General features: G+C 71.4%; 20 protein-coding genes and 3 pseudogenes. 8 read left to right on the top strand and 15 right to left on the bottom strand.

Annotation, left to right across the window (positions count from 1 at the left end):
• Positions 1 to 934, bottom strand: a pseudogene (locus AC1DXT_RS13940) (peptidase M23); the annotation flags it as partial.
• A 239-nt stretch (positions 935 to 1,173) separates the two neighbouring features.
• Here AC1DXT_RS13940 and AC1DXT_RS13935 point away from each other — a divergent pair.
• Both AC1DXT_RS13935 and AC1DXT_RS13930 read left to right on the top strand, forming a co-directional pair.
• Entirely contained in the window at positions 1,174 to 2,040 is an 867-nt protein-coding gene (locus tag AC1DXT_RS13935; RefSeq protein WP_477061903.1) for an alpha/beta hydrolase, read from the top strand.
• A 43-nt stretch (positions 2,041 to 2,083) separates the two neighbouring features.
• Positions 2,084 to 2,182: pseudogene (locus AC1DXT_RS13930) on the top strand (DNA-binding response regulator); the annotation flags it as partial.
• Between the two features lie 56 nt (positions 2,183 to 2,238).
• Here AC1DXT_RS13930 and AC1DXT_RS13925 read toward each other — a convergent pair.
• The 3 genes from AC1DXT_RS13925 to arsD all read right to left on the bottom strand — a co-directional run bounded on the left by AC1DXT_RS13925 (position 2,239) and on the right by arsD (position 9,291).
• Positions 2,239 to 6,795 carry a multicopper oxidase domain-containing protein gene (locus tag AC1DXT_RS13925; RefSeq protein WP_477061902.1) on the bottom strand — a complete coding sequence of 1,519 codons (4,557 nt, stop codon included), beginning with the start codon at positions 6,793 to 6,795 and terminating at the stop codon, positions 2,239 to 2,241.
• Positions 6,796 to 7,117: 322 nt separating this feature from the next.
• Complete coding sequence (arsA, locus tag AC1DXT_RS13920) at positions 7,118 to 8,917, bottom strand: arsenical pump-driving ATPase (RefSeq protein WP_477061901.1); 1,800 nt, start codon at positions 8,915 to 8,917, stop codon at positions 7,118 to 7,120.
• Positions 8,911 to 9,291, bottom strand: a complete 381-nt coding sequence (arsD, locus tag AC1DXT_RS13915) for an arsenite efflux transporter metallochaperone ArsD (RefSeq protein ID WP_477061900.1) — start codon at positions 9,289 to 9,291, stop codon at positions 8,911 to 8,913. Before arsD ends, arsA begins: the two co-directional genes overlap by 7 nt.
• Before the next feature lie 310 nt (positions 9,292 to 9,601).
• Between arsD and AC1DXT_RS13910 the strand changes: the two genes are divergently transcribed.
• Complete coding sequence (locus AC1DXT_RS13910) at positions 9,602 to 10,060, top strand: DUF1579 family protein (protein ID WP_477061899.1); 459 nt, start codon at positions 9,602 to 9,604, stop codon at positions 10,058 to 10,060.
• A 55-nt stretch (positions 10,061 to 10,115) separates the two neighbouring features.
• Here AC1DXT_RS13910 and AC1DXT_RS13905 read toward each other — a convergent pair whose 3' ends face one another.
• The 5 genes from AC1DXT_RS13905 to AC1DXT_RS13885 form a co-directional block, all read right to left on the bottom strand.
• Positions 10,116 to 10,877 carry an ABC transporter permease gene (locus AC1DXT_RS13905; RefSeq protein ID WP_477061898.1) on the bottom strand — a complete coding sequence of 254 codons (762 nt, stop codon included), beginning with the start codon at positions 10,875 to 10,877 and terminating at the stop codon, positions 10,116 to 10,118.
• Positions 10,874 to 11,674 carry an ABC transporter ATP-binding protein gene (locus AC1DXT_RS13900; RefSeq protein ID WP_477061897.1) on the bottom strand — a complete coding sequence of 267 codons (801 nt, stop codon included), beginning with the start codon at positions 11,672 to 11,674 and terminating at the stop codon, positions 10,874 to 10,876. The genes AC1DXT_RS13905 and AC1DXT_RS13900 overlap by 4 nt, the downstream gene beginning before the upstream one ends.
• Positions 11,675 to 11,708: 34 nt before the next feature.
• On the bottom strand, positions 11,709 to 12,560 hold the full coding sequence (locus tag AC1DXT_RS13895) for a DUF4097 family beta strand repeat-containing protein (RefSeq protein ID WP_477061896.1): 852 nt from the start codon (positions 12,558 to 12,560) through the stop codon (positions 11,709 to 11,711).
• 79 nt (positions 12,561 to 12,639) lie between these two features.
• Positions 12,640 to 13,128 carry a type II toxin-antitoxin system HicB family antitoxin gene (locus tag AC1DXT_RS13890; protein ID WP_477061895.1) on the bottom strand — a complete coding sequence of 163 codons (489 nt, stop codon included), beginning with the start codon at positions 13,126 to 13,128 and terminating at the stop codon, positions 12,640 to 12,642.
• A gap of 57 nt (positions 13,129 to 13,185) precedes the next feature.
• Complete coding sequence (locus AC1DXT_RS13885; RefSeq protein ID WP_477061894.1) at positions 13,186 to 14,133, bottom strand: carbon-nitrogen hydrolase family protein; 948 nt, start codon at positions 14,131 to 14,133, stop codon at positions 13,186 to 13,188.
• A gap of 130 nt (positions 14,134 to 14,263) precedes the next feature.
• Here AC1DXT_RS13885 and AC1DXT_RS13880 point away from each other — a divergent pair, with 130 nt between their 5' ends.
• Both AC1DXT_RS13880 and AC1DXT_RS13875 read left to right on the top strand, forming a co-directional pair.
• The gene (locus AC1DXT_RS13880; protein ID WP_477061893.1) at positions 14,264 to 14,788 is read left to right on the top strand and encodes an allene oxide cyclase barrel-like domain-containing protein; all 525 of its coding nucleotides are present in this window, start codon (positions 14,264 to 14,266) and stop codon (positions 14,786 to 14,788) included.
• Between the two features lie 54 nt (positions 14,789 to 14,842).
• Positions 14,843 to 15,508 carry a GntR family transcriptional regulator gene (locus AC1DXT_RS13875; RefSeq protein WP_477061892.1) on the top strand — a complete coding sequence of 222 codons (666 nt, stop codon included), beginning with the start codon at positions 14,843 to 14,845 and terminating at the stop codon, positions 15,506 to 15,508.
• Between the two features lie 45 nt (positions 15,509 to 15,553).
• Here the strand turns inward: AC1DXT_RS13875 and AC1DXT_RS13870 are convergent.
• From AC1DXT_RS13870 to AC1DXT_RS13855, 4 genes and pseudogenes are all read right to left on the bottom strand, one after another.
• A pseudogene (locus tag AC1DXT_RS13870) lies at positions 15,554 to 15,979 on the bottom strand (gluconokinase); the annotation flags it as partial.
• A gap of 14 nt (positions 15,980 to 15,993) precedes the next feature.
• Positions 15,994 to 17,220 (bottom strand): D-mannonate dehydratase ManD, encoded by a 1,227-nt coding sequence (gene manD, locus AC1DXT_RS13865; RefSeq protein WP_477061891.1) that lies wholly within the window; start codon positions 17,218 to 17,220, stop codon positions 15,994 to 15,996.
• Positions 17,217 to 18,614, bottom strand: coding sequence for a mannitol dehydrogenase family protein (locus tag AC1DXT_RS13860; protein ID WP_477061890.1), 1,398 nt, complete (start codon positions 18,612 to 18,614; stop codon positions 17,217 to 17,219). The genes manD and AC1DXT_RS13860 overlap by 4 nt, the downstream gene beginning before the upstream one ends.
• A gap of 101 nt (positions 18,615 to 18,715) precedes the next feature.
• Complete coding sequence (locus AC1DXT_RS13855; protein WP_477061889.1) at positions 18,716 to 19,726, bottom strand: LacI family DNA-binding transcriptional regulator; 1,011 nt, start codon at positions 19,724 to 19,726, stop codon at positions 18,716 to 18,718.
• A gap of 122 nt (positions 19,727 to 19,848) precedes the next feature.
• Between AC1DXT_RS13855 and uidA the strand changes: the two genes are divergently transcribed.
• The 3 genes from uidA to uxaC are packed head-to-tail and all read left to right on the top strand — an operon-like array spanning position 19,849 to position 24,505.
• On the top strand, positions 19,849 to 21,627 hold the full coding sequence (gene uidA, locus AC1DXT_RS13850; RefSeq protein WP_477061888.1) for a beta-glucuronidase: 1,779 nt from the start codon (positions 19,849 to 19,851) through the stop codon (positions 21,625 to 21,627).
• Between the two features lie 53 nt (positions 21,628 to 21,680).
• Positions 21,681 to 23,078, top strand: a complete 1,398-nt coding sequence (gene uidB, locus AC1DXT_RS13845; protein ID WP_477061887.1) for a glucuronide transporter — start codon at positions 21,681 to 21,683, stop codon at positions 23,076 to 23,078.
• A gap of 2 nt (positions 23,079 to 23,080) precedes the next feature.
• On the top strand, positions 23,081 to 24,505 hold the full coding sequence (uxaC, locus tag AC1DXT_RS13840; RefSeq protein WP_477061886.1) for a glucuronate isomerase: 1,425 nt from the start codon (positions 23,081 to 23,083) through the stop codon (positions 24,503 to 24,505).
• On the opposite strand, the gene AC1DXT_RS13835 is transcribed toward uxaC, so the two are convergent.
• Together AC1DXT_RS13835 and AC1DXT_RS13830 are read right to left on the bottom strand one after the other, a co-directional pair.
• Positions 24,502 to 25,323: an alpha/beta hydrolase gene (locus tag AC1DXT_RS13835; protein ID WP_477061885.1), complete on the bottom strand. Its 822-nt coding sequence runs from the start codon at positions 25,321 to 25,323 to the stop codon at positions 24,502 to 24,504. The genes uxaC and AC1DXT_RS13835 overlap by 4 nt on opposite strands.
• 21 nt (positions 25,324 to 25,344) lie before the next feature.
• Complete coding sequence (locus tag AC1DXT_RS13830; RefSeq protein ID WP_477061884.1) at positions 25,345 to 26,139, bottom strand: oxidoreductase; 795 nt, start codon at positions 26,137 to 26,139, stop codon at positions 25,345 to 25,347.
• Positions 26,140 to 26,143 lie beyond the last annotated feature (4 nt).

Below are 26,143 nucleotides of genomic sequence, written 5' to 3'. Positions count from 1 at the left end.
CCTCTGCGGCGGCGCGCGCCGCGGCTTCGGCGGCCGCACGCGCAGCGGCCTCGGCGGCCCGTGCCGCGGCCTCGGCAGCCTCGCGGGCGGCTCGCTGCTCGGCGATGATCGCGACGAGCTCGCGCTCGACAGCCGCCCGCTCGGCGTCGATCTCAGCCTGCTCGGCCTCCGCCTGCGCCTTGAGCGAGGCGATCGCGTCCTGCCGGGCGCTCTGCTCAGTGATGAGCCGGTTGATCTCGTCCTCGCGCGTCTGGGCCACGCGCCGGGCCCGGTCGGCGGCGACGACGTTGGCCTCGGCCTGCTCCTTCAGCTCGGCGACGCGATCGGTGACAGCGCCCAGGCGGGTCTCGCTGTTGCGGTTGTTCGCATCGACCTGGCGCAGCTCGTCCAGGACGCGCGCCTGGCTGCGCAGCGCCGCATCGACCAGCCGGGCGTTGTCGAGGAAGTCGGTGGCGTCCTTGGCGTCGAGCATCACGTCCATGGCGGAGACCCCGGGTGCCCCCCGGTAGGCCTCCCGCGCCATCGCCCCCACGGCGTCACGAAGATCCTTCTCGTCGGCACGGTCGGCGGCGATGGTCGCGGTGAGGCTGCCTCGCAGGTCGGTCGCGTCCTGGAGTCGGCCGGCGAGGATGGCCGCCTCGCGCTGGGTGGCCTCCAGGGCCGCGCGCGCGTCCTCGAGCTCGGCCTGCGCCGCGGGCAGGCGCGCCTGGGTGGCCTGCAGGTCGAGCGCGGCCTGGCTCAGCTCGCTGCTGAGACCCTCGATGGAGGCTTCCAGCTCCTCGGCGCGTCGGTCGGCTTCGCTGCTGCGCCGTTCGGCCTCGGCACGGCGGTCGTCGATGCCGTCCGCGTAGCTGGCCCCGCCGGTTCCCGTCAGGGCGATCACCGCGGCGAGAAGGACGGCACCCGTCCGACGCCGCAGCCGACTCGTCGACACGACTGAGGGGACCGTCGGCCGGGACCTGACCGGTGTCTCGCGGGAGTGCAGCGACATGTGCGTGACGGCCGGGTTCGGGGACAGGGAGCGGGCGCGGCCGGAGGCAGGTTAAGCGCGGGTCGCCGCGTGGAGTGGTCCTGACACGCGGCCCAGAGCCCTGGACTTCTCGACGCACGACAACCCTGCGCAGCACGTGGAGCGTCTCACCGCGCTCGAGCGACGGGTGCGACGATCGGACCATGACCGAGCGGACGCGCGCTCGTCGGGTCCTGCCGCGGGTCGCCGCGGTCCTCACGGTCCTGCTCGTCGTCGGCGTCGGGCTGGTACTCGCGTTCCAGCGCTCGCTCGTCTTCGTCCCGGACCGGAGCTCCCCTCCCCCGGTGGACGACGTGCTCCCGGGAGCCAAGGAGGTCTCCCTGCGGACCTCCGACGGGCTGACCCTCGCGGCGTGGCACCTGCCGGCGCCGGAGGGCTGCACGGCGACGGTTCTCGTCGCACCGGGCAACGGTGGCCACCGCGGCTCCCGCGCCCCACTGGCCGAGGCGCTCGGCTCCGCGGGCTTCGGTGTCCTCCTGCTGGAGTACCGGGGCTACGGGGGCAACCCGGGGTCGCCGTCCGAGGCGGGTCTCGCCCGCGACGCCCGGGCCGCCCGCGAGTACCTGCTCGGCGCAGGCGTGCCCGAGGCGTCGATCGTCTACCTCGGGGAGAGCCTCGGTGCCGCCGTCGCCGCCGGGCTCGCCGCCGAGCACCCGCCGGCCGCGCTCGTCCTGCGGTCTCCGTTCACGACTCTCGCCGAGGCCGCGCGGGCCGTCTACCACGTGCCGGTGGGGGCGCTGCTGCGCGACCGGTTCGACGTCGTCGCCGCCGTGCGCCGGACGGCCGTACCCGTCGCGGTCGTGCTCGGGGACGCGGACACCACCGTCCCACCCGGCCTGAGCCGGACCGTCGCGGACGCGGCCCGGGAAGCGCCCCGGGAGGTCGTCGAGGTCGTGGTGCCGGGAGCGGACCACAACGACGCACCGCTGGTCTCCGGGACGCACCTGATCGGCGCGGTGGTGGACGCCGCGACCCTCGGGTCGGCGCCGCCGTGCGTCCCGGGCAGATGACCCCAGGTCCGTGGTCCCGGGATCCGCGCGTGCCGGCCGACACGTCGGGCTGTCGGTGGGCGCCGACGACTACCTGACCACGCCGTTCGGCCCACGCGAGCTGCTCGCACGAGTCCCCGCAGCCGGCCGCCGGCCTCCGGGCGCGGGGCGGGGCCGCACGAGTGGCTCGTGCGGCCCCATCCCCTGAGGTCGGCGTCGTCAGGGTGCCGCCGGAACCGTCACCCAGCCGGACCAGGTGGTGCCGAGCGCGTTGGTCGCACCGACGCGGACGTACCAGACCTGGAGCGCCAGGTTCCCTGTGGTGTAGCTCGTGGTGTTCGCCACACGGTTCGCGGAACCGGTCACGGTGGTGCCGTCGGAGCTCCACTGCACGGTGTAGCCGGTCTCGCTCGTCACATCCGCCCAGGTCACCGCAATCCGCTCTCGGGTGTTGCTGATCCGAGTCGGGGTCGCGGTCGGCGCCGGTGCTGCCGGAGCAGCCACGGTGACATCCACCACGGAGCTCAGGACGGTGCCCGCGACGTTCACGGCCCCCACCCGGTAGGAGTACGCAGACCCGAGCGTGACGCTCGTGTCGGCGTAGCTCCTGGCACCGACGGGGAGCGCCGCAACCTGCGTCCACGCCCCTGCGCCGGTCGAGCGCTGCACGACGTAGCCGGTCTCGTTGTTCGCGACGTCGTTCCACGCCAGCGCGACCCGCGGTCCCGCCTGCAGCGTCGCCGTGAGCCCGGTCGGGGCCGCAGGTGCGTTCACGGCCGCCGTGGCGGACGTGCTCTGCACCGTCAGGCTCGGGAACTGCCCGCCGTAGCCCACCGCGTTGCGCGCGACGATCCGGTAGAGAGCCGCTGCTGACGCGTTCGACGTCGGATCGGTGTAGGTGCGCGTCCCGGGGTCGTTGCCGAGGAGCGGCTGGACCCGTGGCGTGCCCACGGTGGTCCACGTCGACCCGTCCGTGGAGCGTTGCACCAGGAAGTCGGTCTCCGTGATCGAGTTGTCAGCCCAGGTGAGCACGATGCGCCGGTTGCTCCCGTTGCCCGTCGTCGTGAACGTCGGAGCGCTGGGTGCGATCGGTGGCAGCGCGAGGCTGACCGGCCGCATCATGTCCATCTCCTCGTGGCTGAGGATGTGGCAGTGGTAGACGTACTCCCACCCGAAGTTGACCAGCCTGTTCTCGATCGGCGTCGTCGGGTTGCCCTGGACGTCGAAATTGTTGAACATYGCGGTCGAGCCGATCGGCATCATCGGGCTCAGCGCCCGCACCGAGTTCGGCACCTCGAACGGCACCTTCGGGATGATCGGACGCAGCGCGACGATCGTGTCCTCGAGGGGGGCGATCCGGACCGTGTCCTTCCAGCCCAGCTCGTTCGGGTCGGGCGGGATGATGATGTTGTCCCACGTCACCCGGTTCAGCACCTGCACGTCATAGAGGTGGAAGTGGATCGGGTGGGTGTCGACGCCGTTGTGCGTGAACCGCCAGATCTGCATCCCGTCCGACGTCGACGACACGGGCGTCACCTTGACGTCCGCGCTCGGGAGCGCGGTGCCGTCGATGATCTCGGTCGCCGGGTTGACGTAGGGATACAGCGTGACGTTCTGCGCCCCCGGTGTCGGCGGCTGCGCCTCGACGCCGAGGTTGGCCTGCATGCGGCCGAACTCGTCGAACGTGGTCGCGTTCATCTCGTCGTGGATGGCCTTGGGCTGGAGCGTGACCGACGACTTGGTCGCCTGGGCGCGCAACGTGTTGAACCCGAAGGCCGTCGTGTCGTTGATGCGGACGAGGCCGTCGCACTTCTGCAGCGGCGAGCCCTTGGCGTTGCAGTTGCTGCTCGCCGCGAACGTCGAGCCGTAGGCGCTGTTGTACGCGGCCTGGCCGACGATCACCGGGTGCTGCCCGGACTCGAACACGCCGGTGCCCTGGGCGTTGTGCTTGAACGCCGCCTGCAGCCGCGCGAGGTCGAAGGGTGCCGCCGGGGTGGTGGCCGCGATCTTCACCTGCATGACCGTCCGGGTGTTCGGGCCGTACCCGGGCATGATCGCCGGGGCGCCGACCGGGCTGAGGTCGGGTGCGCCGGTGTAGTAGTCGTACGACGGCACGCGAGCCGGGAAGGCGGCGGGAGCGTCGTTGTACAGGATGAGCGTGCTCCCCGCGAACTTCGAGAAGTCCACGATGACGTCCGCACGCTCGGCCGGTGCCAGCAGCAGCGAGTGCTTGTCCACGTTCCCGACGTCGAAGCGCGTCGGGTCGGTGATCCACGTCGTCGGCTGCTGCCCGTCGATCACGGCCGGGGCCGGCAGGAAGCCGCCCTCGCTCGCGATCTGCACCCAGTCCGGCCCCGCGGCGCTCGTGAGCGCGCCGACGGGCGTCGGGAAGACCGTGGGGTCGGTCTGCGCCGCCGCAAGCAGGTTCGAGTCGAGCGCCACCTCGGTGGTCCCGTCGCCCTGGGTCGGGTCGGCGAGGTACCACTGGAAGTTGAAGAACCTGTCGTTCGCCGCGTTGAGCACGCGCATCCGGTAGGTCTTCGGGTCCAGCGTGACCGTCGGGTAGGCCACCCCGTTCACGAGCGGGGTGTCGTTGAACTGCTCCATGCCCACCGAGATGTTCGGTATGCCGGGGATCAGCTCAGGCTCGCAGAACGGGTCCGTGTCGTACTGCCACGTCGACGGGACGTCCAGGTTGCAGGCGGGGTCGTAGTACGGGTTCGCGATCGGCCCGTACTTCGTGTCGGCAGCCGGTGGCCAGAACCACGGTCCGTACATCCAGCGCCCGTACGCGCTCATGCCCGACGGGTCGCCGGGGTTCTGCGCGGGCATGTAGACGTGGTGGTACCAGAAGCTCCCCTTGGTGCCCCACCGGGCGGTGTCCCACGTCGGGTCCTGTGCCGCGAGCTGCTCCGCTCCGGGCACGAAGGTCTTGTCCTGCACGATGAGCGGGATCGTGTCGCCGGCACCGGGGATCGTCCCGGCGTCGACCAGTGCGCGTTCCGTGGGGTCGCTGATCATGTACCCGGCGGCCTCGCCGGCGTAGACGTTCAGTCGGGTGATGCCCCACGAGTGGTCGTGGTAGAACATCAGCCGCGCGCTCTGCTGGTTGGTGTAGTAGAAGGTCTGGCAGCCGTCGTCGCCCGCCGTGCAGCCGGACGTCGCCATGTCGGGGACCTCGCTCACACTGACGCCCTGCGGCCACGCGGTCGACTCGCCGGCCGGCGTGATCCACTGGTGAGGCGTCCCGTCACTGATCCACGGCGTGATGCCACCGTGCAGGTGCAGGGTGGCGCGGTTGTCCGCGAAGCAGCTGTCCGGCTTGGGGTACTGCGAGCACTCCGGGTTGCGCACCGCGTCGAGCACCGTGCCCTGGTCGACCGGGTCGGCCATCGTCATCGGGCCCATCCCTGAGCCCATCAGGCTGCTGTCGGTCGGCAGGAACAGGTCACCGGCGGACCCGGTGGGCAGCAGGTTGCGGAAGACGATCCGCACCGGGCGGTCCTTGGTCGCGGCGATGATCGGGCCGAGGTACTGCGGACTCGTCACGGCGAGGTACTGCTGGCCGTTGGCGTCGGTCGCCGGCGCCGAGGTGCCGTCCAGCAGCTCGTTGACCAGCGGGAAGTGCTGGCTGACCGCTGCGTTGGCGGCGGTCTCGAGCTGCACGTAGCCGCGCACGAGCGAGGCCGGCAGGTCGGAGCTGAACGTCGACCGGTACTGGACCAGGCCGATGACGTACTCGTCGGCCACCTGCGTGCCGTACGTCGTGGCCTCGGGGACCGCGACCGGCAGGAACTTGGCGGACGGGTCGCTCGGGCAGCCTGCACCGGCCGGGTCGCACGGCAGCGGCAGCGCGTCCTGGAACTTGCGCATGCCGACCGTGAGGTAGCCGCTGCCCGGCTGGGTCACCGCGATGCCGGTGACGGCGCCGACGGACGTCCGTGCGCTCGCGGCCGCACCGGAGCCGGTGCCGTCGGGATCGCTCACCGTGACCGTCGGCGCGCTCGTGTAGTCGGCCCCGAGCTCGAGCGGGGTCACCGCCGAGAGGGCGAGCGTCGAGCTCACCTGGGCAGGCGTCGCCCCGGAGATCGGGTCGAAGATCGTGCCGTTGTGGATCGCGACCCCCGGCGCGCTGGTGTACCCGGAGCCGGGCTCGTCGACCACCACGGCGGTGATCACACCGGCTGCGTCCATGCCGTCGACTGCGTCGCCGTTGGCGATCATCGGCACGTGGCCCCTCGCCTGCGTGCCCTCAGGCACCGCGGGCAGGTCGAACTCGACGGTGGGCATCGTGTACCCCGCACCGCCGTCCGCGATGATCACGGCGTCGACGCCGCCTGCGGCCGTCGCGGTGGCACCCGTGCCGCCGCCGCCGTCGACCGTGACCGCGAAGGTCGTGTAGCCGGCACCGGGGTCGTCCACGACATACCGCGTCACGACACCGGTGCTCGCGATCGTCGCGACCGCCGCCGCGGTCCCGTCGCCGCCGGTGATGGTGACCTGGGGAACGGTCGTGTAGCCGCTGCCGGGTACGGTCACCTCGATGCTGGCGATCCCGCCGGAGACCGGGTCGACGGTCGCCGAACCCTCGGCGCCGACCCCGTCACCCGTGATCGACACGCTCGCCGTCGGGAGCGTGAAGGGGCTGTTGGCCCAGTTCGGCGACGGCCCGAAGTAGTGCGGCACCACGGACGAGTCGGTGGGGCCCGTCGGCAGTGCGGCAGGAAGCACGGACGAGGAACCGACCGCACCGCTCTGGCCTGCCGGAAGGATCATGGCGGCGACGACGACGGAGATCGAGACCGAGGCGAGCCCCGCACGGCGGGCGCCACGACGTCGATGCCGACTTGGGGACCCAGCTTGCGCGACCAGTTGCGATGACATGAGATTCCTTCCACCCGCCGGACTCCCGGGCCGTCTCGACCCGGGACCAGTGCCCACGCCTTCGTGGGCGAAGTGATCGACCGGGCGCACCGCTCTCCCGCCGATGGACGCTCTCGACACGCTGTTCAGCTCTTGCCAGAATTACCCGGCTTTGTCCGCATGCGGGCAGGGCCGAAGGTCCCGGGGTCGCACACCTCCGGGTCACCTGGTCGGGTCAGACCCGGACCTCCGCAGTCGCGCCAAGCCCTCCCAGGGCACGGAGAGCGGCGACTCCCACCGGCTCAGCGGCCAGGAGCGGGACGATCGCGCACCGGGCGACACCCTCTGCCCGCACGCGGGCGATCTGGTCCGTCTCGGCCGCGCCGCGGCGCCGCAGCAGCGGGTCGGTGGTGGAGGCTGCTGCCACGCAGTCGTTGATCACCCAGGCCCACGGGTGGATGCCCGCACGGTGAAGATCCTCGGCGAGCTCCTCAGCCTCGAGCACCGGGGTGGCTTCCGGCAGGGTGACGATGAGGATCTTGGTGTAGTCGGGGTCCTGCAGCCGCATCATCGGGGTGGTGAACGTCGCGGCGCTCGGGCCCATCTGCCGCACGACGTCCCGGTGGTAGGACCCGGTGGCGTCGAGGAGCAGCAGCGTGTGCCCGGTGGGCGCCGTGTCGATGACGACGAATCGGCGCCTGCCCTCGTTGACGACCTTGGAGAAGGCCTGGAACACGGCGATCTCCTCGGTGCACGGGGAACGCAGGTCCTCCTCCAGGCCGGCACGTCCCGCCTCGTCCAGGGAGGCGCCCCGGCGGGTCAGGACCGACTGGCGGTACCGCTCGGTCTCGACTGCAGGGTCGATCCGTGAGACCTCGAGGTTCGGGACCGCCCCTGCGAGGGTCTGCCCGAGGTGGGCCGCCGGATCGGTGGTGGTCAGGTGGACGGGCAGCCCGCGTTCGGCGAGTGCAACGGCGATGGCGGCGGCGATGGTGGTCTTGCCGACGCCACCCTTGCCCATCGTCATGATCAGGCCGTGCTCCTGGGTGGCGAGCTCGTCGATGAGCGCAGCGAGCGGGTCGACTCCCGTCGGCACGAGGTCATGCGGCTCGGGGAGCCGGATGGACGACAGGTCGTCCGGCGCGAAGAGGTGCGCGAGCGCGTTGAGGCCCACCATGTTCTCGCCCTTGAGGGACAGCACGTCCCGGGGCAGTGCGGCGAGGTCCGGGGGCAGGGCCGCGAGGACGGCCTGCTCGCGCTCGTGGACGGCGGTGGCCAGCGCGTCGCCGGAGAGCGGGACGGGCATGACCGCGTTGATCACGAGGTGTTGGTGGTGCAGCCCGAGGGCGGCTAGCTCGTGATGCGTGCGCTGGACCTCCGCGACCGCCGCCTGGTGAGCCCGGGTCACCAGGACGAGACGGGTGCGACGCGAGTCGGCGAGGGCCGCGACGGCGGCGGCGTAGACCGTGCGCTGGCGGTCGAGACCGGCCAGCGGTCCGAGGCAGGAGGCGTCGCCCTTGCCCTCCTCGAGGAAGTCGGTCCAGGACGCCGGGAGCTGCAGGAGCCGGATGGTGTGCCCGGTCGGCGCGGTGTCGAAGACGACGTGGTCGTACTCGGCGGCCGCGTCCTCGGTGAGCAGCGCCGTGAACTCGTTGAACGAGGCGATCTCGGTGGTGCACGCACCCGCCAGCTGCTCCTCGATGAGCGCGACGTCGGCGGCGGGCAGGATGCCACGGACCGGACCGACGATCCGCTCCCGGTAGGCGGCCGTGGCCTGCTCCGGGTTGATCTCCAGAGCCCAGAGCCCGAGGACCGCAGGAACGGGCGTGATCGTGTTGCCGATGCTCAGCCCGAACACCTGCCCCACGTTCGATGCGGGGTCGGTGCTGACCAGCAGGACGGACCTGCCCGTGCGGGCCAGCGCGATCGCGGCGGCGCAGGCGATGGAGGTCTTGCCCACCCCGCCCTTGCCGGTCAGGAACAGCAATCGCGGGGCGCCGACCAGGAATCGCGGCAGGGTCGGGTCGGTCAGCACGACCCACCGCCGCCGCAGCACCCACCCGTGGAACCCGCCATCGGCAGGAGGGTGCCGACCGGCGCGGCCGCGCTCGGGGCGGCCCAGCGCGCCAGCTCGGCGCGACTGGGGTAGCGGCCTGCCATGGCGATGGTCCCGTCGACCAGGACCAGAGGGAGGCCCTCCGAGCCGGACACCCGCAGGAAGTCCAGCACGGCGGGCGTGCCGGCGAACTCGCCCGGCTCGCCGGCCAGGTTGAAGCGCGAGACCGCGACACCCTGGTCCCGCAGCCAGTCGAGGTCGGCCGAGAACGTCACCAGCTCCTGCGGGACGTTCGGCCCGCACACGCCGGTGCTGCAGCACAGTGCCGGTTCGAAGACTGCGATGGTGCTCATCTGCCACGACCTCCCAGGAATCGCATCGACGGCCGTCGATATCGACCAGTGTCGATCCGTGGACGTCGTCGACAACGTGACCTTCGTCCTGCGCCCGACCCCCGCCAGGCTCTGGGACCCAAGTTCACGCGCTCCCGCCGACCCGGCCGCGGGAACAGGTCTCCATCGGTTCTTCATCGTCCGTGAGCAGAACGTGGATCGGCGTCCCCGACGGTGTGGTGAGCGCCGGACCGTCCGGCGCGTTGAGTGAAGGAGCGTGCACATGACCGCCACCGCACCCGCTGCCACCCGGAGGTCGGTACCGTCAGGCATGAGCATCGTCGATCACCTGTCGCCGCTGTTCGGCAGCCGGCAGGGCACCAACCGCCTGCGCCTGATGCCGACCGACGACTACGAGGCCTCCGACGCGACCGCGTCGGTCGGGGCGACGGCAGCCCGCTTCGTGTCGATCGCGTACACCTGGTCCGACGGCGACGCCCCGCAGGACGGTCTCCTGCTGATCGGCGGAGACGCGACCACGGAGGGCGGCGCCCACGCCGTGTGGGTGGACTCCTGGCACACGGGACCGACCTGGATGACCTTCACCGGCGGCGTCGACGACGCCGGCGTGCTGCGGCTCGAGGGCTCCTACCCCGCAGAGTCCGGACCGGACTGGGGCTGGCACATCCACGTCCGGCCGCAGGACGAGGCGATCACCATGCACAACGTCGTGCCCGGGCACGACCCGTACCAGGTCGTCGAGCTCACGCTTCACCGCACCGACGAGTGATCCCCGGCCGGACACCACGTGGTGCCGACCGGGGATCGTCGCGGGACGACGCCTCTCAGCTGATCTTGCGCCGGTACACGGCCATGGACCAGACGTAAGCCAGCACGAGGATGCCGACGCACCAGGCCAGCGCGATCCAGATGTCGCTGCCGACGGGCTGCCCGGCGAACAGGTTCTGGAGGGTGTCGACGATCGAGGTGACCGGCTGGTTCTCTGCGAACCACCGCACCGGACCGGGCATGGTCTCCGTCGGGACGAAGGCCGAGCTGATGAACGGCAGGAAGATCAGCGGGTACGAGAACCCGGCGGCACCGTCCACGGACTTCGCCGACAGGCCCGCGACGACGGCGAGCCAGGTGAGCGCCAGCGTGAAGAGCGCGAGGATCCCGCCGACGGTGAGCCAGGCCAGCACGTCCGCCGAGGTGCGGAACCCCATGAGCAGGCCCACGAGCACGATGATGACGACCGTGATCGCGTTCGACACGAGCGAGGTCAGCACGTGCGCCCAGAGCACGGCCGAGCGCGTGATCGGCATCGAGTGGAACCGCTCGAAGATGCCGCTCTGCAGGTCGGTGAAGAGCCGGACCGCGGTGTAGGCGATCCCGGACGCGATCGCGATCAGCAGGATCCCCGGCAACAGGTAGTTGACGTAGTTGTCGGTGTCCGTCTGGATGGCGCCGCCGAACACGTACACGAACAGCACCATGATGGCGATGGGCGTCACGGCGGTCGTGATGATCGTGTCCACGCTGCGGGTGATGTGACGGATGGAACGGCCCGTGAGAAGGGTCGTGTCCCCGACGAAGCTCGTGCTCATGACTGGTCCTTCCTGGCCGTCGTGTCCTTGCTCCCGCTGCCGACCAGCGCGAGGAAGATCTCCTCGAGCGTCGGCTGCTTCTCGACGTACTCGACCGTCGCCGGCGGCAGGAGCTGCTTGAGCTCGGCGAGGGAGCCGTTGGCGATGATGCGGCCCTCGTGGAGGATCGCGATCCGGTCGGCCAGCTGCTCGGCCTCGTCGAGGTACTGCGTGGTGAGCAGGACGGTGGTGCCCTGCGTGGCGAGCTCCTGGATCACCTTCCACACCTCGAGACGAGCCTCGGGGTCGAGCCCCGTGGTCGGTTCGTCGAGGAAGATCACCTTTGGCTTCCCGATCAGGCTCATCGCGATGTCGAGCCTGCGGCGCATGCCTCCCGAGTACGTGGCCACCCGACGCGATGCCGCGTCGGTGAGGTCGAACCGGGCCAGCAGGTCGTCGGCCACCTGTCCGGGTGCGTCGACGCGTCGCAGCCGGGCGACGAGCACCAGGTTCTCCCGGCCCGACAGGATCTCGTCGACCGCGGCGAACTGGCCGGTGAGGCTGATGGACTCACGGACCCGCAACGGGTCCGTCGTGACGTCGAAGCCGTTGACCGCGGCGGTGCCGGCGTCCGGCTTCAGCAGCGTGGACAGGATCCGCACGATCGTCGTCTTGCCGGCTCCGTTGGACCCGAGCAGCGCGAAGATGCTGCCGGGCGCTACGTCGAAGTCGACGCCCCGCAGGACGTGCAGCTCGCCGTAGGACTTCTCCAGGCTCTGGAGGCGGATCGCGGGTCCGCGATCCTGGGTGCTGGACATGTGTGTCGTTCCCCTCTTCTGGTGTGGTCCGTGCTCAGCGGGCGCGCTGGACGGTGATGTTCCCGGACCGGGTACGGGCCCGGATCGCGACGGACTCCTCGGACTCCGCGGGCGCGCGGTCGGCCTCGAGGTGGTTGCGCACGTGCCCGTCCTTCGAGGACAGGTCGAGCCAGGCGGGGACGCCCTCCCGGACGCCGACGGTGACCTGCCCGTAACCGCTCTCGACCTGGATGGCGCCGGCGGAGACCTCGTCCAGCCGGATGGCGCCGTACGCGGTCTTCGCCGTGACCGAGGCGAGAGCGCGGGTGATCTCCAGGTCGCCGTAGGAGAGCTTGGCGTCGAGCTCCCCGCCGGACTCACCGACGTGGACGGAGCCGTGGGACGCCTTGAGGATCGCGTCCCCGCTGACCGTGCCCAGTCGGATCTGACCGTGGTCGGCCGTGATCTCCACCCCGCCCTGCGCGGCACCCACCGTGACGCCGCCGTGGCCGGCGCGCAGCCACAGGTCACCGGTGGTGTCGAGGTCCGCTCCGCCGGACGACGCCTTGATCCGGGTGGCGCCGAGGCGGCCGGTCGTGCGGACGTCGCCGACCGAGATCTCGGCCGTGAGGCGCGACCCGGTCGGCAGCTCGACCACGACGTCGACCGAGTCGAAGGGACCGGGGCCGATCCAGCTGAGGCGGGGCTTCGGGCCGGTGATCGTGAGCCGCTGGCCGTCGAAGTCGACCTTGGTGTCCTCGACTCCCCGGCGGTCGACCGACTTGGCCGGGTTGGTGGCCTTCACGGTCACGACGGTGTCGGTGCGGTCGCCGGCGACGACGACGATCTCGCCGACCGGCAGCTTGACGGCGAGGTCGATCGGGCCGGGGGTGCTGAAGGTGGGCATGCTGGCGCCTTCCTGGATCTGGGTGTGTTCGTCCGGCCCCGCGGGTCCGCGTGGCTGGTGGGTCGGAGGGCTGGGCGGGTTAGCGCGCCCAGCCGGCGAAGCTGTCGCCGGTGCGCAGCGTCCGCTGCGCGCTGCGTCGCTGCTTGGGTTGGAGGGCCGCCGCGATCGCGCGGACGAGCCACGTGTTGACGGACAGGCCGTCAGCGATCGCCGCCTCGTCCACCCGGGCCTTGAGGGCGTCGGGCAGACGCAACGTCGTGCGTGAGGTGCTCACGTCGTCGAGGTCGACGGGCGCGGCAGGAGCGTCCTCGGTCTCGGGCTCGCCGGCGGCCTGGGACACCACGAACTCGATCTCGCGTCCGCGGAGCCGGAGGTCGACGGAGCCGGGTGCGAGGTCGCGCGTGATCTCGCCGGCGGCGGCCGACAGGACGTCGAGCAGCACGAGCCGAGCGGCCGCGTCGAGCCCGGCGACGAGGCGCTCGGCGACGGCACGGGTCTCGTCCGTGCCGTTCTCCGCGGCTTCCACCAGCTGGCGCTGCAGGTCGGTGACGTACTGTCCGATGTCCATAGCACCATGGTGACACCATCGTGGTGTCACGTCAAGCCTCGATGGTGTCAGCTGGTGTCAGGGCTGTTCGTGGCCGAGAGTGAAGGCCGGCCGCGGGCGGGTGTCGACCGTGAGCCGGAAGTCGTCCGGGCGGTTGTAGTGCCCGGCGGGGTCGAACATCCGCCGCGCCGCACGGACGTGCGCGAGGTCCACGTCGGCGGTGAGGATCGACTCCTCGTGACGAACCGGGCCGGCGAGCAGCTCGCCGTTCGGTCCGACGATCACGCTGTTGCCGGGCTCCACCCAGCCGCCGTCACCGTCCTTGACCGTCCAGACCTGGTCGCGGTGCGGGAAATCGGCGGGGATCTGGTCGACGTGCGTGCAGGGGTTCGCGCCGATGACGTAGCAGCGACCCTCGCGAGCGATGTGGCGCAGGGTCGCGACCCACGCGTCGCCGCCGGCCAGAGTCGGCGCGGTCCAGATGTCGACGCCCTGCGCATAGAGGTAGAACCGCGCCAGGGGCATGTAGTTCTCCCAGCACGTCAGCCCGCTGATCCGGCCGTAGGGCGTGTCGACGACCGGCAGGGTCGAGCCGTCGCCCATCCCCCAGACGGTGCGCTCGGAACCCGTGGGCATGAGCTTGCGGTGCTTGGCCAGCAGGGTGCCGTCCGGGCCGAGATGGAGGGTGGTGTTGTAGATCGTGGCGCCGTGCGGCTCCCGCTCCTCGACGTTGATCACCACGTAGGCACCAGCGGAGCGGGCCGCGTCACCGAGCGCCTCGGTCACCGGGCCGGGGACGACGACAGCCTGGTCGACGAGCATGGCGAACCACTCCTCGTCCCCGTCCCAGATGGGCCTCGAGTCCATCCAGATCGGCGTGCCCGGGATGAACGCCTCCGGGAAGACCACCACGCGGGCGCCGGTCGCGGCGGCCTGCCCGATCAGGAGCACCGCCTTGTCGAGGCACGCCTGCTGATCCATGAGCACGGGAGCTGCCTGGACCGCGGCGACCCGGGTGGAAGCCATCCTCCACGGTAGCGATCCCGGTCGACGGTCGACAGGGGTGAGTGGGACCTTGACGGCTCCTCCCCGGAGCGCGGACCGTCGAACTCAGCCGCACCCAGGCGGCTCATCGAGCTCGGAGTCAGGAGTCGTCATGCGCACAGCACTCACCACCGCCGTCGTCGCCGGCCTCGGCGTCCTCGTCCTCACCGCCGGGTCCGCCGGGCCTGCTCCGGCCGACCGGTCGCGGGGCCATGACCGGGTGATCACGTTCGACGTGCAGTTCAGCGGGTTCTTCCTGCTCGACTTCAGTGCCACGGGCGTCCGCGAGGTCACGGCCATCGACGACCCCGCGCTCAACCCCAGCCGGGGCGACCAGATCGTGTTCGAGGACACGCTGCTCCAGAACGGGAAGACCGTCGGAGCGGGCGGTGGCACGTGCACCGTGACGTCGGTCGTGCCGGCCGATCCCCCGATCAACCTCAGCTGCCAGGTGTCCTACCAGCTGCGCGACGGCCAGGTCGTCGCTCAGGGCCGGGCCTCGAACGCACCCGTGAAGACCCTCGCCATCGTCGGCGGGACAGGACGGTACGTGGGCGCGAGCGGCGAGCTGGAGCTGACGGAGCTCGGCAACGCGGAGAACACCGGGACGCTGGTGCTCCGACTCGACCGAAAGTAGGCATCGACCCGCGGCCGCTTGACGTCCGACACGGTCGCGTGTGCCATATATCGCATGCCGATCCCACAGGACGTGCCCGCCGTCGACCGGACGCTGCTGCGCGACGACGTCTACCGTCGGCTGCGCGACTCCATCGTCGACGGAACCTTCGCGCCGGGCGAGCAGCTGAAGGACCTGGAGCTGGCCACCTGGCTCGGTGTCAGCCGCACGCCGGTGCGCGAGGCGCTGATGCGGCTCGCGCACGCCGGGCTCGTGGTGGCGTCCCCCGGCCGGTCGACGACCGTGACGACACTCGACCTGCGCGCCGTGTGGGACGCCCGCGACGTGGTCGCCGCGATGCACGAGCTCGCAGTCCGGGAGGCGGTGCCGAGCCTGACCGAGGCGGATCTGGCCCAGATGCGAGACGCGAACCGCCGGTTCGCCCGGGCGATCGCCGACGGCGACGCCGACGCGGCCCTGCGCGCCGACGACGCACTGCACGCCGTGCCGGTGTCCGTCAGCGGCAACCGCTCGCTCGCCTCGGTCCTCGACCAGTTCACGCCGGTGCTGCGCCGCGCCGAGCGGCTCAGGTTCGCCTCACCGGGCGGACGCGACTCCGTCGAGCGGCACGAGGAGCTGATCCGCCTCTGCGCCGCGTCCGACGCGGAGGGCGCGGCGGCCGTCGCCTTCGACCTCTACCACAGCCTGCGGGCCGGTCCCGAGGCGGGCATCACGTCCTGAGCCGTCCGGCGCGCCGCGCAACCCCTGGTGCACCAGCTCCTTCGGATCGAGCGTGCAGTCGAGCTCGATCCCCCGCTCGTCGGGTCCGAGCGGCTCGAGCGTGGCCAGCTGGGTGTCCAGCAGGGACGCCGGCATGAAGTGCCCCTCGCGGGAGCGCATACGCGCCGACAGCTGCGCGTGGGTGCCGACGAGGTGCACGAAGCGGACGTCCGGTGCGGCCTCGCGCAGGACGTCCCGGTACGCCCGGCGCAGCGCCGAGCACGCCACGACCGTGCCGTCCGGCACCGCCGCCAGCGCGGACCCGACGAGCCGGAGCCAGGGCCACCGGTCGGCGTCGTCGAGCGGCGTGCCACCGGACATCTTCGCGAGGTTGGCGGGCGGGTGCAGGCTGTCGGCGTCGAGGAACGGGACGCCGAGCCGGTCCGCGAGCAGCGACCCGACCGTGGACTTCCCGCAGCCGGACACCCCCATGACGACGACGTGGCTCACCAGTCGTGGACCGTTCCGTCAGCCAGCCGGTTGTACGGCAGGTAGGCGGTCTCGTACGGGTACGTGCCGGCCTCGTCGACGTCCAGCTCCACCCCGAGCCCGGGGTTGTCGCCCGGGTGCAGGTAGCCGTCCGTGAAGGTGAACGACTGCTGGAACACCGCGTTGGTCTTGGCCCCGTGCTGCATGTACTCCTGGATGCCGAAGTTGTGGATGGCCAGGCCCACGTGCATCTGGGCGGCGAGACCCACCGGTGAGATGTCCGTCGGTCCGTGGAACCCGGACTTCACCTGGTACTGCGCGGCATAGTCCATGACCTTCTTCAGGGGGCTGATCCCGCCGAAGTGGGTGGAGGCGGCCCGGACGTAGTCGATCAGCTGCTCCTTGATGAGCGACTGGAAGTCCCACACGGTGTTGAAGATCTCGCCGATGGCCAGCGGCGTGGTGGTGTGCTGACGGACGAGCCGCAGGGCCTCCTGGTTCTCGGCCGGCGTGCAGTCCTCCAGCCAGAACAGGTCGTACGGCTCGAGCGACTTGCCCAGCCTCGCGGCCTGGATCGGCGTCATCCGGTGGTGCCCGTCGTGCAGCAGAGGCAGGTCCGGCCCGAACTCGTGGCGCACGGCCTCGAACACGGTCGGCAGGTGCCGCAGGTACGCGCGGGTGTCCCAGTCCTCCTCGGCGGGGTACGCACCGCGCTGGGCGGGCTCGTGGTCGTACCGCTCCTCCCCCGTCGACTGCGCGGCGATGCCGTAGATGGCCTTCAGGCCGGGGACCCCGGTCTGCACCCGGATCGAGCGGTAGCCCTGCTCCTGGTGCTCGCGGATCGAGTCGAAGAGGGACGGCAGGTCGACGCCCGACGCGTGCCCGTACGCCATCAGACCGTTCCGGCTCGCACCGCCCAGCAGCTGGTAGACCGGCATGCCCGCGGCCTTGCCCTTGATGTCCCAGAGGGCCATGTCCACCGCGGCGATCGCGGCCATGGTCACCGGGCCCCGGCGCCAGTACCCGCTGCGGTACAGGAATTGCCAGGTGTCCTCGACCCGGCTCGCGTCGCGGCCGATCAGCAGCGGGGCGACGTGGTCCCGCAGGTAGCTGACCACAGCGAGCTCGCGGCCGTTCAGGGTGGCGTCGCCGAGACCGGTCAGGCCGTCGTCGGTGGTGATCTTCAGGGTGACGAAGTTGCGGTTCGGGCTGGTGACGATGACGTCGGCGGTGACGATCTTCATGGTCGGGCTCCTGCGAGGGTGGGATGGGCGGGACGGTGGACGGCGAGCCGCTCGGACACGTGCCGGGCGAAGACGTCCTTGCGGGCGAGTCGCGGGGCGATGAGCTCGAGGGCCAGGGCGGCGCGGGCCGAGCTGCCCTGGTCGCGCAGCCGGGCGGCGAGATCGGCGGCGCCGGGGTCGGACGACGACGGGTCGACGGTCTCGAGGTGATGGATCCAGGCGGCGACGACCCCTGCAGCCGCGCGTCCGACGGGGAGGCCCGCGGTGGCGCGCTCCTGCGCGACGGCCATGATCCGGACGGGAAGCTTCACGGACCCGTCCTTGGCGATCTGCGCGAGCCGGTGCTCGATGCGGGCGTTGGCGAACCGGGTCCGCAGAGCAGCGGTCGTGTCCTGCACGGACAGCGGGAGGACCTCGGCCGCCTCGGTCCACAGCTGCTCGAGCTCGGCGCGGCAGGCCGGGTCGGCGAAGGCCTCGGCCACCGTGGACAGGCCGCGGGCCAGGCCCTCGTACGCGAGCAGCGAGTGGCCGGCGTTGAGCAGCCAGAGCTTGCGGCGCTCGTACGGCTCGAGGTCGTCCACGAGCTGCGCGCCGGCGACCTCCCACCGCGGACGACCCGCCGGGAACTCGCCGTCGAGCACCCACTCGCTGAACGGCTCGGTGACCACCGGGGAACGGTCCTCGCGTCCCGTCAGCTTCCGCACGATCGCGCGGTCCGCCTCGGTGGTGGCCGGCGTGATCCGGTCGACCATCGTGGAGACGAACGAGACGTGCTCCTCGATCCAGGCGGCGAGCGACTCGTCCACCGCCGAGGCCAGCTCCAGCGTGACCCGACGAGCCACGCGGCCGTTGTCCGGGAGGTTGTCGCAGCTCACGATGGCGATCGGACCGCTCCCCGACGCGCGGCGGGCCCGCAGGCCGTCGACGAGCCGGCCCGGCGCGGTCACGGCCGGCGACCCGTCGCGGAGCCGCTCGATGTCGGACGCGACGTCGGGATCGTGGCGGTCGATCTCGCCCGCGGACGTGCGTCGGTAGCCGGCCTCGGTCACGGTCAGGGTGACGACACCGACCTCGCGCCGGCGGAAGTACTCGCGCCAGGCGTCGGCGTCCGCGCCGTCGTGGACCGCCACCAGGGCGTCGATCGTCGTCGGCGCGTCGCCCTCGGGTGAGCGGACCAGCAGCGTGTAGCGCCCGTCCTGCCGTGCGAGCGTCTCGGCGGCGGCGGCGGACCTGCCGGTGAAGGCCGCGACGCCCCACTGCTCGGCACCGCCCACCTCGTTCGCCCCCTGGGTGTACCAGAGGAGGTGTGCCCGGGCGAAGGCTCCCAGCCCGAGGTGCACGATCCGCACCGGTGCGGGGGGCTCGGTGCGCTCCCAGCCTGTTCCGTCGTGCACGGCTCACCTCCTGGTCGTCGGACCCTCGTCGGTCCTCCACCATTGAGCGCCACCCGCCGCGGCGATGGCAATCGGTTGCCATGACTTGTCCTGTCGAACCGTCACGACCGCCGTCGTCGCGCGCGCCGCGCCGTCGAGTCCCGCACGACGAGCTCGGCCGGCAGCAGCGCGGGACGCACCTGGGGAGGCGTGCGCGACGACATCCCGGCCAGCAGCGTCTGCACCGCGTACTTGCCGAGCGCCGCCAGCGGCGCGGCCACGGTGGTCAGCGCAGGCGAGCAGATCTCGGCACCGAAGATGTTGTCGAAGCCGACCACGCTGACGTCCCGTGGCACTCGCACGTCGAGCGCCGCGAGCCCGCGCATCAGCCCGATCGCGACGAGGTCGTTGTACGCCACGACCGCGGTGACGTTCGAGGCTGCGATGACGGCCGCCGCCTCCCCGCCTCCGGCGAGCGTCGGCGCGAACGGACCGAACCTCTGCACCCGGAGGTCCAGCATCTCCGCTGCCTCGCGCATCGCGCGCCAGCGCATCCCGTCGGCCCAGGACGCCTCCGGTCCGGCGAGGTAGCCGATGGCCCGGTGCTCGAGCGACGCCAGATGCTCCACGGCGCGCCGCGCGCCCCGGGCGTTGTCGGTGATCACGCTCGGGATCCCGGTGAGCACCCGGTTGAGCACGACGGTCGGGCGCTGCTGCGCCATCACGCGGATGGCCGAGTCCGACATGCGGGACGTCCCGAGCACGACGCCCTCGACCAGCGGCAGCGCGCGCTCCAGCGCCTTGCGCTCGGCGGTCGCGGACTCGTGCACGTCCGCGACCAGGAGCGTGTAGTCCGCCTCCGTCGCGGCCATCTCCGCACCGCGGATGATCTCGAAGTAGAACGGGTTGGTCACGTCCGAGACCACCAGCGCCAGCAGCGACGTCTTGCCGGTGGGCAGCGCCCGCGCCAGCGGGTTGGCGCGGTAGCCCATCTCCTCGGCGACCTGGCGGATCCTGGCGGCGGTCTCGGCGTTGACCCTCCCCGGCCGTGAGAACGCCCGGGAGACGGTGGACGGAGCGACGCCGCAAGCCGCGGCCACGTCGTAGATCGTCGGCACCTTGTGCTCGTCCACGCCTCGAACGGTAGGCACCGCGACAAGTCATGGCAACCGCTTGTCGTCCCGGGATCACGGGTCCTCAATGAGAACACCGGCCGATGCGCAGATGCCTCGCCGGCGATGAGAGGAGAGCACCGATGCTTCGTCCCCAGGACACCGTGAGCCGCGAGCGCAAGTCCCTGAACGGCTTGTGGGACTTCCGCCTCGACGCCACGGGCGCCGGCCGTCAGCAGGGCTGGCACGAGGGTCCGCTGGCCGAGGCCCGGTCCATGCCCGTCCCGGCGAGCTACAACGACGTGCTCGTCGGGACGACCGGACGCGACCACGTGGGCGACGCCTGGTACCAGACCACCGTGCGGGTCCCCCGCGGCTGGGCCGGGCAGCGCGTCGCGCTCCGGTTCGACTCGGCGACGCACGCCGCGGTCGTCTGGGTCGGCGACACCGAGGTGGCACGCCACGAGGGCGGCTACACGCCGTTCGAGGCCGACGTCACCGCGCTCGTCTCCCCCGGCGACGAGGTCCGCGTGACGATCGTGGTGAACAACGAGCTGACGTTCCAGACGATCCCCCCGGGCATCGTGCACGAGACGCCGCAGGGCCGCCGGCAGCAGTACTTCCACGACTTCTTCAACTACGCCGGCCTGCACCGGTCGGTCTGGCTGTACGCGACGCCGACCACCTACGTCGACGACGTCGTGGTCACGACCGACCGCCGCGGCTCCACGGGGGTCGTCGCCTACGCGGTGACCGTGGCCGGCGATGCCGCGGTGCGGGTGACGCTGCGGGACGCGGACGGGGTGACCGTCGCGACCGCCGAGGGCTCGCGCGGTGAGCTCGAGGTCCCCGACGCCCACCTGTGGGCTCCCGGCGACGGCTACCTCTACGACGCCGAAGTCGAGCTGGTGGACGCATCGGGCGCCTCGATCGACAGCTACCACCAGAGCGTCGGGATCCGCACGGTCGAGGTGCGCGGGACGCAGTTCCTCATCAACGGCGAGCCGTTCTACTTCCAGGGCTTCGGCAAGCACGAGGACTCCGCCGTGCGCGGCAAGGGCCACGACGACGCCTTCCTGGTGCACGACTTCGAGCTGCTCGACTGGATCGGCGCCAACTCGTTCCGCACGGCGCACTACCCGTACGCCGAGGAGGTCTACGACTACGCGGACCGCACGGGCATCGTCGTCATCGACGAGGTCGCCGCGGTCGGGCAGAACATGGGCCTGGCCGGCGGCATCTTCGGCGGCCAGAACTACACCACCTTCTCCCCCGAGACCGTCAACGACGTGAGCCAGGAGGCCCACAAGCAGGCGATCCGGGAGCTGATCACGCGGGACAAGAACCACCCGAGCGTCGTGCTCTGGTCGATCGCCAACGAGCCCGAGTCCGACACCGACGCGGCGCGCGCGTACTTCGAGCCGCTGTTCGCCCTGACCCGCGAGCTGGACACCAGCCGTCCGGTCGGCTTCGTCAACGTGATGCTCGCGCCGCACGGCACGTGCCAGGTGTCCGAACTGGGCGACGTGCTCATGCTCAACCGGTACTACGGCTGGTACGTCAACACGGGCGACCTGGTCGCCGCCGAGGCCGCGTGGCTGTCCGAGCTCCAGCAGTGGGCCACCGAGGGCAAGCCGATCATCATCACCGAGTACGGCGCCGACACCGTCGCCGGCGTGCACTCCCTGACCCCGCAGCCGTGGTCCGAGGAGTACCAGGTCGAGTACCTGGACATGAACCACCGCGTGTTCGACGCGGTCGACGCCGTCGTCGGCGAGCAGGTGTGGAACTTCGCCGACTTCGCCACGTCCTCCACCTCCGTGTTCCGGGTGGACGGCAACAAGAAGGGCGTGTTCACCCGTGACCGCCGCCCGAAGGCCGCCGCGCACGTGCTGCGCCGCCGCTGGACCACGAAGCCATGACCAGCCCTCATCCCCGCAACCCTGCCGCCCCGCGGCCCGACCGAGGAGTCGACATGACCAGCACCGTCGCTGTCTCCGACCCGATCACCACCCCCAGCACGTCCCCCGCTCCGAAGCTCCGGTTCCGCACGTACCTCGGGTACGCCGCCGGCGACGCGGGCAACAACCTGGCGTTCTCGATGACGTCGATGTTCCTGCTGCTCTACTACACCGACGTGGTCGGCATCTCGGCCGCCGCCGCGGGGACGCTGTTCCTCGTCGTGCGGGTCTGGGACGCGTTCGCCGACATCTGGGCGGGCCGCCAGGTCGACAAGACCATGACCCGGTGGGGCAAGTTCCGGCCGTTCTTCCTGTTCGGCTCGCTCCCCCTGCTGCTGCTCTCCGTGGCGACCTTCACGGTCCCCGGCGGCCTGGGCGGCACGGGCAAGCTCATCTACGCCTACGCCACGTACGCGCTGCTCGGCCTGGCGTACAGCCTGGTGAACATCCCGTACGGCTCCCTGGCCTCGGCCATGACGCAGGAGCCCGTGGAGCGCGCCCGGCTGGCCAGCTTCCGCTCGATGGGTACCGCGGCGACGATCATCGCGCTGGCCTTCATCGTCGCGCCGCAGATCAAGAACTCCGACAACCTGCAGCAGTCGCTCACCTTGACCACGCTGCTGTTCGTCGTCATCGGGTTCGGCCTCTACATGCTGCTGTTCTCCACGTCGAAGGAGCGCGTGGCCCGCGACGTGGCGCACGTGACCCTCAAGCAGAGCCTCGGGACCCTCAAGGGCAACCGCCCGCTGCTCATGCTCTGCCTCAGCGCGCTGTCGTTCCTGGTCGGCATGTTCACGCTCCAGACCGTGCAGGCGTACTACGCCCGCGACGTGCTGGGTGACGCCAACTACTTCATCATCCTCACGGTCGTGAGCACCGGCGTGATGTTCGTGGTCGCCGGCTTCATCCCCCGGATCGTGCGGGCCGTCGGCAAGAAGCCGGCGTACATCTCCGCCAGCATCATCGCGATCGTCGCGGCGCTCGGCATCGCCCTCACCCCGTCCAGCCGTCCCGGCCTGGCCATCGCGTTCTTCGGCCTCTACGGGGTCGGCATGGCGGCCGTGAACACCCTGATGTGGGCGCTGGAGGCCGACACCGTCGAGTACGGCGAGTGGCGGACCGGCGTGCGGACCGAGGGCACCACCTACGCGGTCTTCTCGTTCACCCGCAAGGTCGGGCAGGCCGTCGGTGGTGCAGCTGCCGCGTACGGGCTCGGCTTCGTCGGGTACATCGCGCAGCAGGAGGTCCAGAGCGAGGCGACGCAGGACGGCATCCGCTTCATCGCCGGCTTCGTCCCTGCCGCGTTCATCCTCGTCGGCGTCCTGATCATGATCTTCTACCCGCTGACCGAGACCCGGTTCCGCACCATGGTGGCCGAGGTCGCCGCGCGTCGCGCCGCACGGGAGGACTGACCGTGTCGATCGCCACCACCGAGGCCCTGCGCCTCCACCCGGACCGGCTGCTGCCCACCGCCCCCGAGGTCCGTTCCATCGCCCGGCGCCTCTACGACGAGGTCCGCGACCTGCCGATCCTGTCCCCGCACGGGCACGTCGAGGCCCGGCTGCTCCTGGACGACCAGCCGTTCACCGACCCGACGTCGTTGCTGGTCACCCCCGACCACTACGTCACCCGCCTGCTGCACGCGTCCGGCGTCCCGCTCGACCGGCTCGGGGTGGGGCAGGGCACCCTGTCCCCCGCGGCAGCCCGCGAGGCCTGGCGGCTGCTCTGCCAGAACTGGTCGGTCTACCGCGGCACGCCTGTGAAGTACTGGCTGGAGAGCGCGTTGGTCGACGTGTTCGGTCTGGACGTCCGGCCGAGCGCCGAGACGGCCGACGACCTCTACGACGGGATCGCCGACCAGCTCGTGCAACCCACGTTCCGGCCACGGGCGCTGTTCGACCGGTTCCGGATCGAGGTCCTCGCCACCACCGACGACCCGGCGGACGACCTGGCAGCGCACGCGGCCCTGCGGGACGACCCGACCTTCACCGGCCGGGTGGTGCCGACGTTCCGGCCCGACAGGTACCTCGAGGCCGGGCGCCCCGACTGGGCACGCGACGTGCTCCACCTGGGCGCGGTCGCAGGGGTGGACACCGGCTCCTACGCGGGGTGGGTGGCCGCGATGGAGGACCGGCGCGAGCACTTCCGGCGGCACGGGGGCGTGTCCACCGACCACAGCCACGAGGATGTCGGCACCGAGCCGCTCGACGCGGTGGAGGCGGAGCGGATCTACCGCGCGGCGCTGGCCGGCCAGGCACCGGAGCTCCAGACGACCGCCCTGCGCCGGCACATGCTGCTGGAGATGGCCCGCATGGCGACGCAGGACGGTCTGACCATGACCCTCCACCCCGGGGTTCGCCGCGGACACCACCGGCCGACCGGCGCCCGGTTCGGCCCGGACACCGGGCACGACCTGCCCCTGCCGGGCGCCTTCACGGATGCGCTGCGTCCGCTCCTCGAGCGCTACGGCACCCACCCGAACCTCACGCTGGTGCTCTTCACGCTCGACGAGTCGGTGTTCTCCCGCGAGCTCGCGCCACTGGCAGGCTTCTACCCGTCCGTGTACGTCGGCGCGCCCTGGTGGTTCCTCGACGCTCCCGACGCCATCCGGCGCTGGCGGTCCGCCGTCTCCGAGACCGCCGGGTTGTCCCGGACCAGCGGGTTCATCGACGACACCCGGGCCATCTGCTCGATCCCGGCGCGGCACGACATGGCGCGCCGGCTCGACGCCGGCTACCTCGCGGGGCTCGTGGCGGACCACCGGCTCGACGAGGACGAGGCGGCCGACGCCGTGGTGGACCTGGTCCGCGGCAGGCCCGCCGAGGTGTTCGGCCTCTAGGCGCTCTCGGCGGCCGGGACGTCCAGGCGCTGCGCGGAGAGCCACTCGAGGGCCACGTCGGCGACGTCCCGCCACCCGGCATCGATCGTCAGCGAGTGCCCGCGGCCGGGGAACTCGTGGTACTCGGTGATCGAGCTCGGGTTGTCCGCGTACATCTTCGCGACCTCGAGGGTGACCGACCTGGGCACCGTGTGGTCCTCGCTGCCGGAGGTGAGCAGCAGCGGGCCGCGGACGGCGTGGTGGGTGTCGACCCTGGCGGGCGAGTTCCGCCGGAAGTTCGCCGTGGCGTCCTCGAAGAGCGGGCGACCCGGCCCGGGGATGGTCCACGCCTCGAACAGCGCGTCGGACTCCTCCTCGGTCAGGGTGTTGCCGAAGCTGTACCGGAACTGCTTGGCCGTGAGCGAGACGGTCCGCTTCTTGTTCGCCGGGTTGCCGAGCACCGGGAAGCCCGAGCGCAGCTGCGAGAACGGCAGCGTCTTGACGCCCTTGATGGGTGCCGGGTCGATGGCGACGGCGGCGACGGCCAGGTCGTTGGCCAGCAGCTCCTGCGCGATCAGCCCACCGAAGGAGTGCCCGATGACGATGGGCTTGGCGTCGAGCGTCTCGATGACGTCGGCGTAGTGGTGGCAGATCTGCTCGATCCCGACGTCGTCGAGGGCGTCCGCAGCGGCACGCGTCTCCGCGACCGTGTCCGCGTCACCGGGCCAGCCCGGCGCGCTCGGGTCGTACCCGCGCGAGGCGAAGAGCTCGAGCCACGGCGCCCAGGCCGACGAGTGGATCCAGAGACCGTGGATGAAGACGACCGGGGTTCTCGACATGGGTGCTCCTTCAGAGGGTGGTCAGAGCTGCTTGGCGAAGCCGCCGTCGATGAGCACGTCGGATCCGGTGATGTTGCCCGCGCGGTCGCTGGCCAGCAGCAGGACGAGGTCGGCGACCTCCTCCGGTTCCGTGAAGCGGCCGGTCGAGAACCCGCCGGCGCTGTCGATGATCCGCGTCCGGGCCTCGTCGAACGAGATGCCCATGCTCGCCGCCACCGTCGCCGCGACCCCGCCCTCGCCGAGCCAGAGGGGCGTCGACACCGGTCCGGGGCTGACGGTGTTGAAACGCAGACCCCGCGGCCCGAACTCCTTGGACAGCGACTTGGACAGGTTCCAGACCGCCGCCTTGGTGGCCGAGTAGTCGATCACCCCGGGATCGGGCAGGTAGGCGTTGACCGAGCAGATCGTCACCACGGTGCCGGCGCCGCGGTCGAGGAGCAGGGGGATGGCGGCACGCGTCGTACGGACGGCGGCCATCAGGGTGAGGTTGAGGGTGGCGTGCCAGTCGTCGTCGCTGACGTCGAGAAAGCCGCTCGTGCGCGGGGTGACGGCGCCGACGTTGTTCACGAGGATGTCCAGCCCACCGAAGTGCGCGGACCGGGACACCAGCTCCGCCGGGGTGTCGGCGTCGGCGAGGTCGACCGCGACGGCTAGGACCTGCCCCGTGTCGGACAGGGCGACGAGCTCGTCCGTGATCGTGCGGGCGCCCGCGACCACGTTCACACCCTCGGCGACGAGCGCACGCGTGACCGCGAGGCCGATGCCCTTGCTCGCGCCGGTGACGACCGCGACCTTGCCCGCCAGATGGAGGTCCACGAGG

The organism is Cellulomonas sp. P1_G12_2, from assembly GCF_056405535.1.
This window is presented reverse-complemented; position numbering and strand designations above follow the sequence as displayed.

Excerpts from the sequence above, each read along its gene's own strand:
- uidB (WP_477061887.1), top strand. The coding sequence starts at position 21,681 with ATGACCAGCACCGTCGCTGTCTCCGACCCGATCACCACCCCCAGCACG.
- AC1DXT_RS13885 (WP_477061894.1), bottom strand. The coding sequence starts at position 14,133 with ATGGCTTCCACCCGGGTCGCCGCGGTCCAGGCAGCTCCCGTGCTCATG.
- AC1DXT_RS13910 (WP_477061899.1), top strand. The coding sequence starts at position 9,602 with ATGAGCATCGTCGATCACCTGTCGCCGCTGTTCGGCAGCCGGCAGGGC.
- uidA (WP_477061888.1), top strand. The coding sequence starts at position 19,849 with ATGCTTCGTCCCCAGGACACCGTGAGCCGCGAGCGCAAGTCCCTGAAC.
- AC1DXT_RS13895 (WP_477061896.1), bottom strand. The coding sequence starts at position 12,560 with ATGCCCACCTTCAGCACCCCCGGCCCGATCGACCTCGCCGTCAAGCTG.
- AC1DXT_RS13875 (WP_477061892.1), top strand. The coding sequence starts at position 14,843 with ATGCCGATCCCACAGGACGTGCCCGCCGTCGACCGGACGCTGCTGCGC.
- AC1DXT_RS13880 (WP_477061893.1), top strand. The coding sequence starts at position 14,264 with ATGCGCACAGCACTCACCACCGCCGTCGTCGCCGGCCTCGGCGTCCTC.
- manD (WP_477061891.1), bottom strand. The coding sequence starts at position 17,220 with ATGAAGATCGTCACCGCCGACGTCATCGTCACCAGCCCGAACCGCAAC.
- AC1DXT_RS13905 (WP_477061898.1), bottom strand. The coding sequence starts at position 10,877 with ATGAGCACGAGCTTCGTCGGGGACACGACCCTTCTCACGGGCCGTTCC.
- arsD (WP_477061900.1), bottom strand. The coding sequence starts at position 9,291 with ATGAGCACCATCGCAGTCTTCGAACCGGCACTGTGCTGCAGCACCGGC.
- AC1DXT_RS13835 (WP_477061885.1), bottom strand. The coding sequence starts at position 25,323 with ATGTCGAGAACCCCGGTCGTCTTCATCCACGGTCTCTGGATCCACTCG.
- AC1DXT_RS13900 (WP_477061897.1), bottom strand. The coding sequence starts at position 11,674 with ATGTCCAGCACCCAGGATCGCGGACCCGCGATCCGCCTCCAGAGCCTG.
- AC1DXT_RS13890 (WP_477061895.1), bottom strand. The coding sequence starts at position 13,128 with ATGGACATCGGACAGTACGTCACCGACCTGCAGCGCCAGCTGGTGGAA.
- AC1DXT_RS13935 (WP_477061903.1), top strand. The coding sequence starts at position 1,174 with ATGACCGAGCGGACGCGCGCTCGTCGGGTCCTGCCGCGGGTCGCCGCG.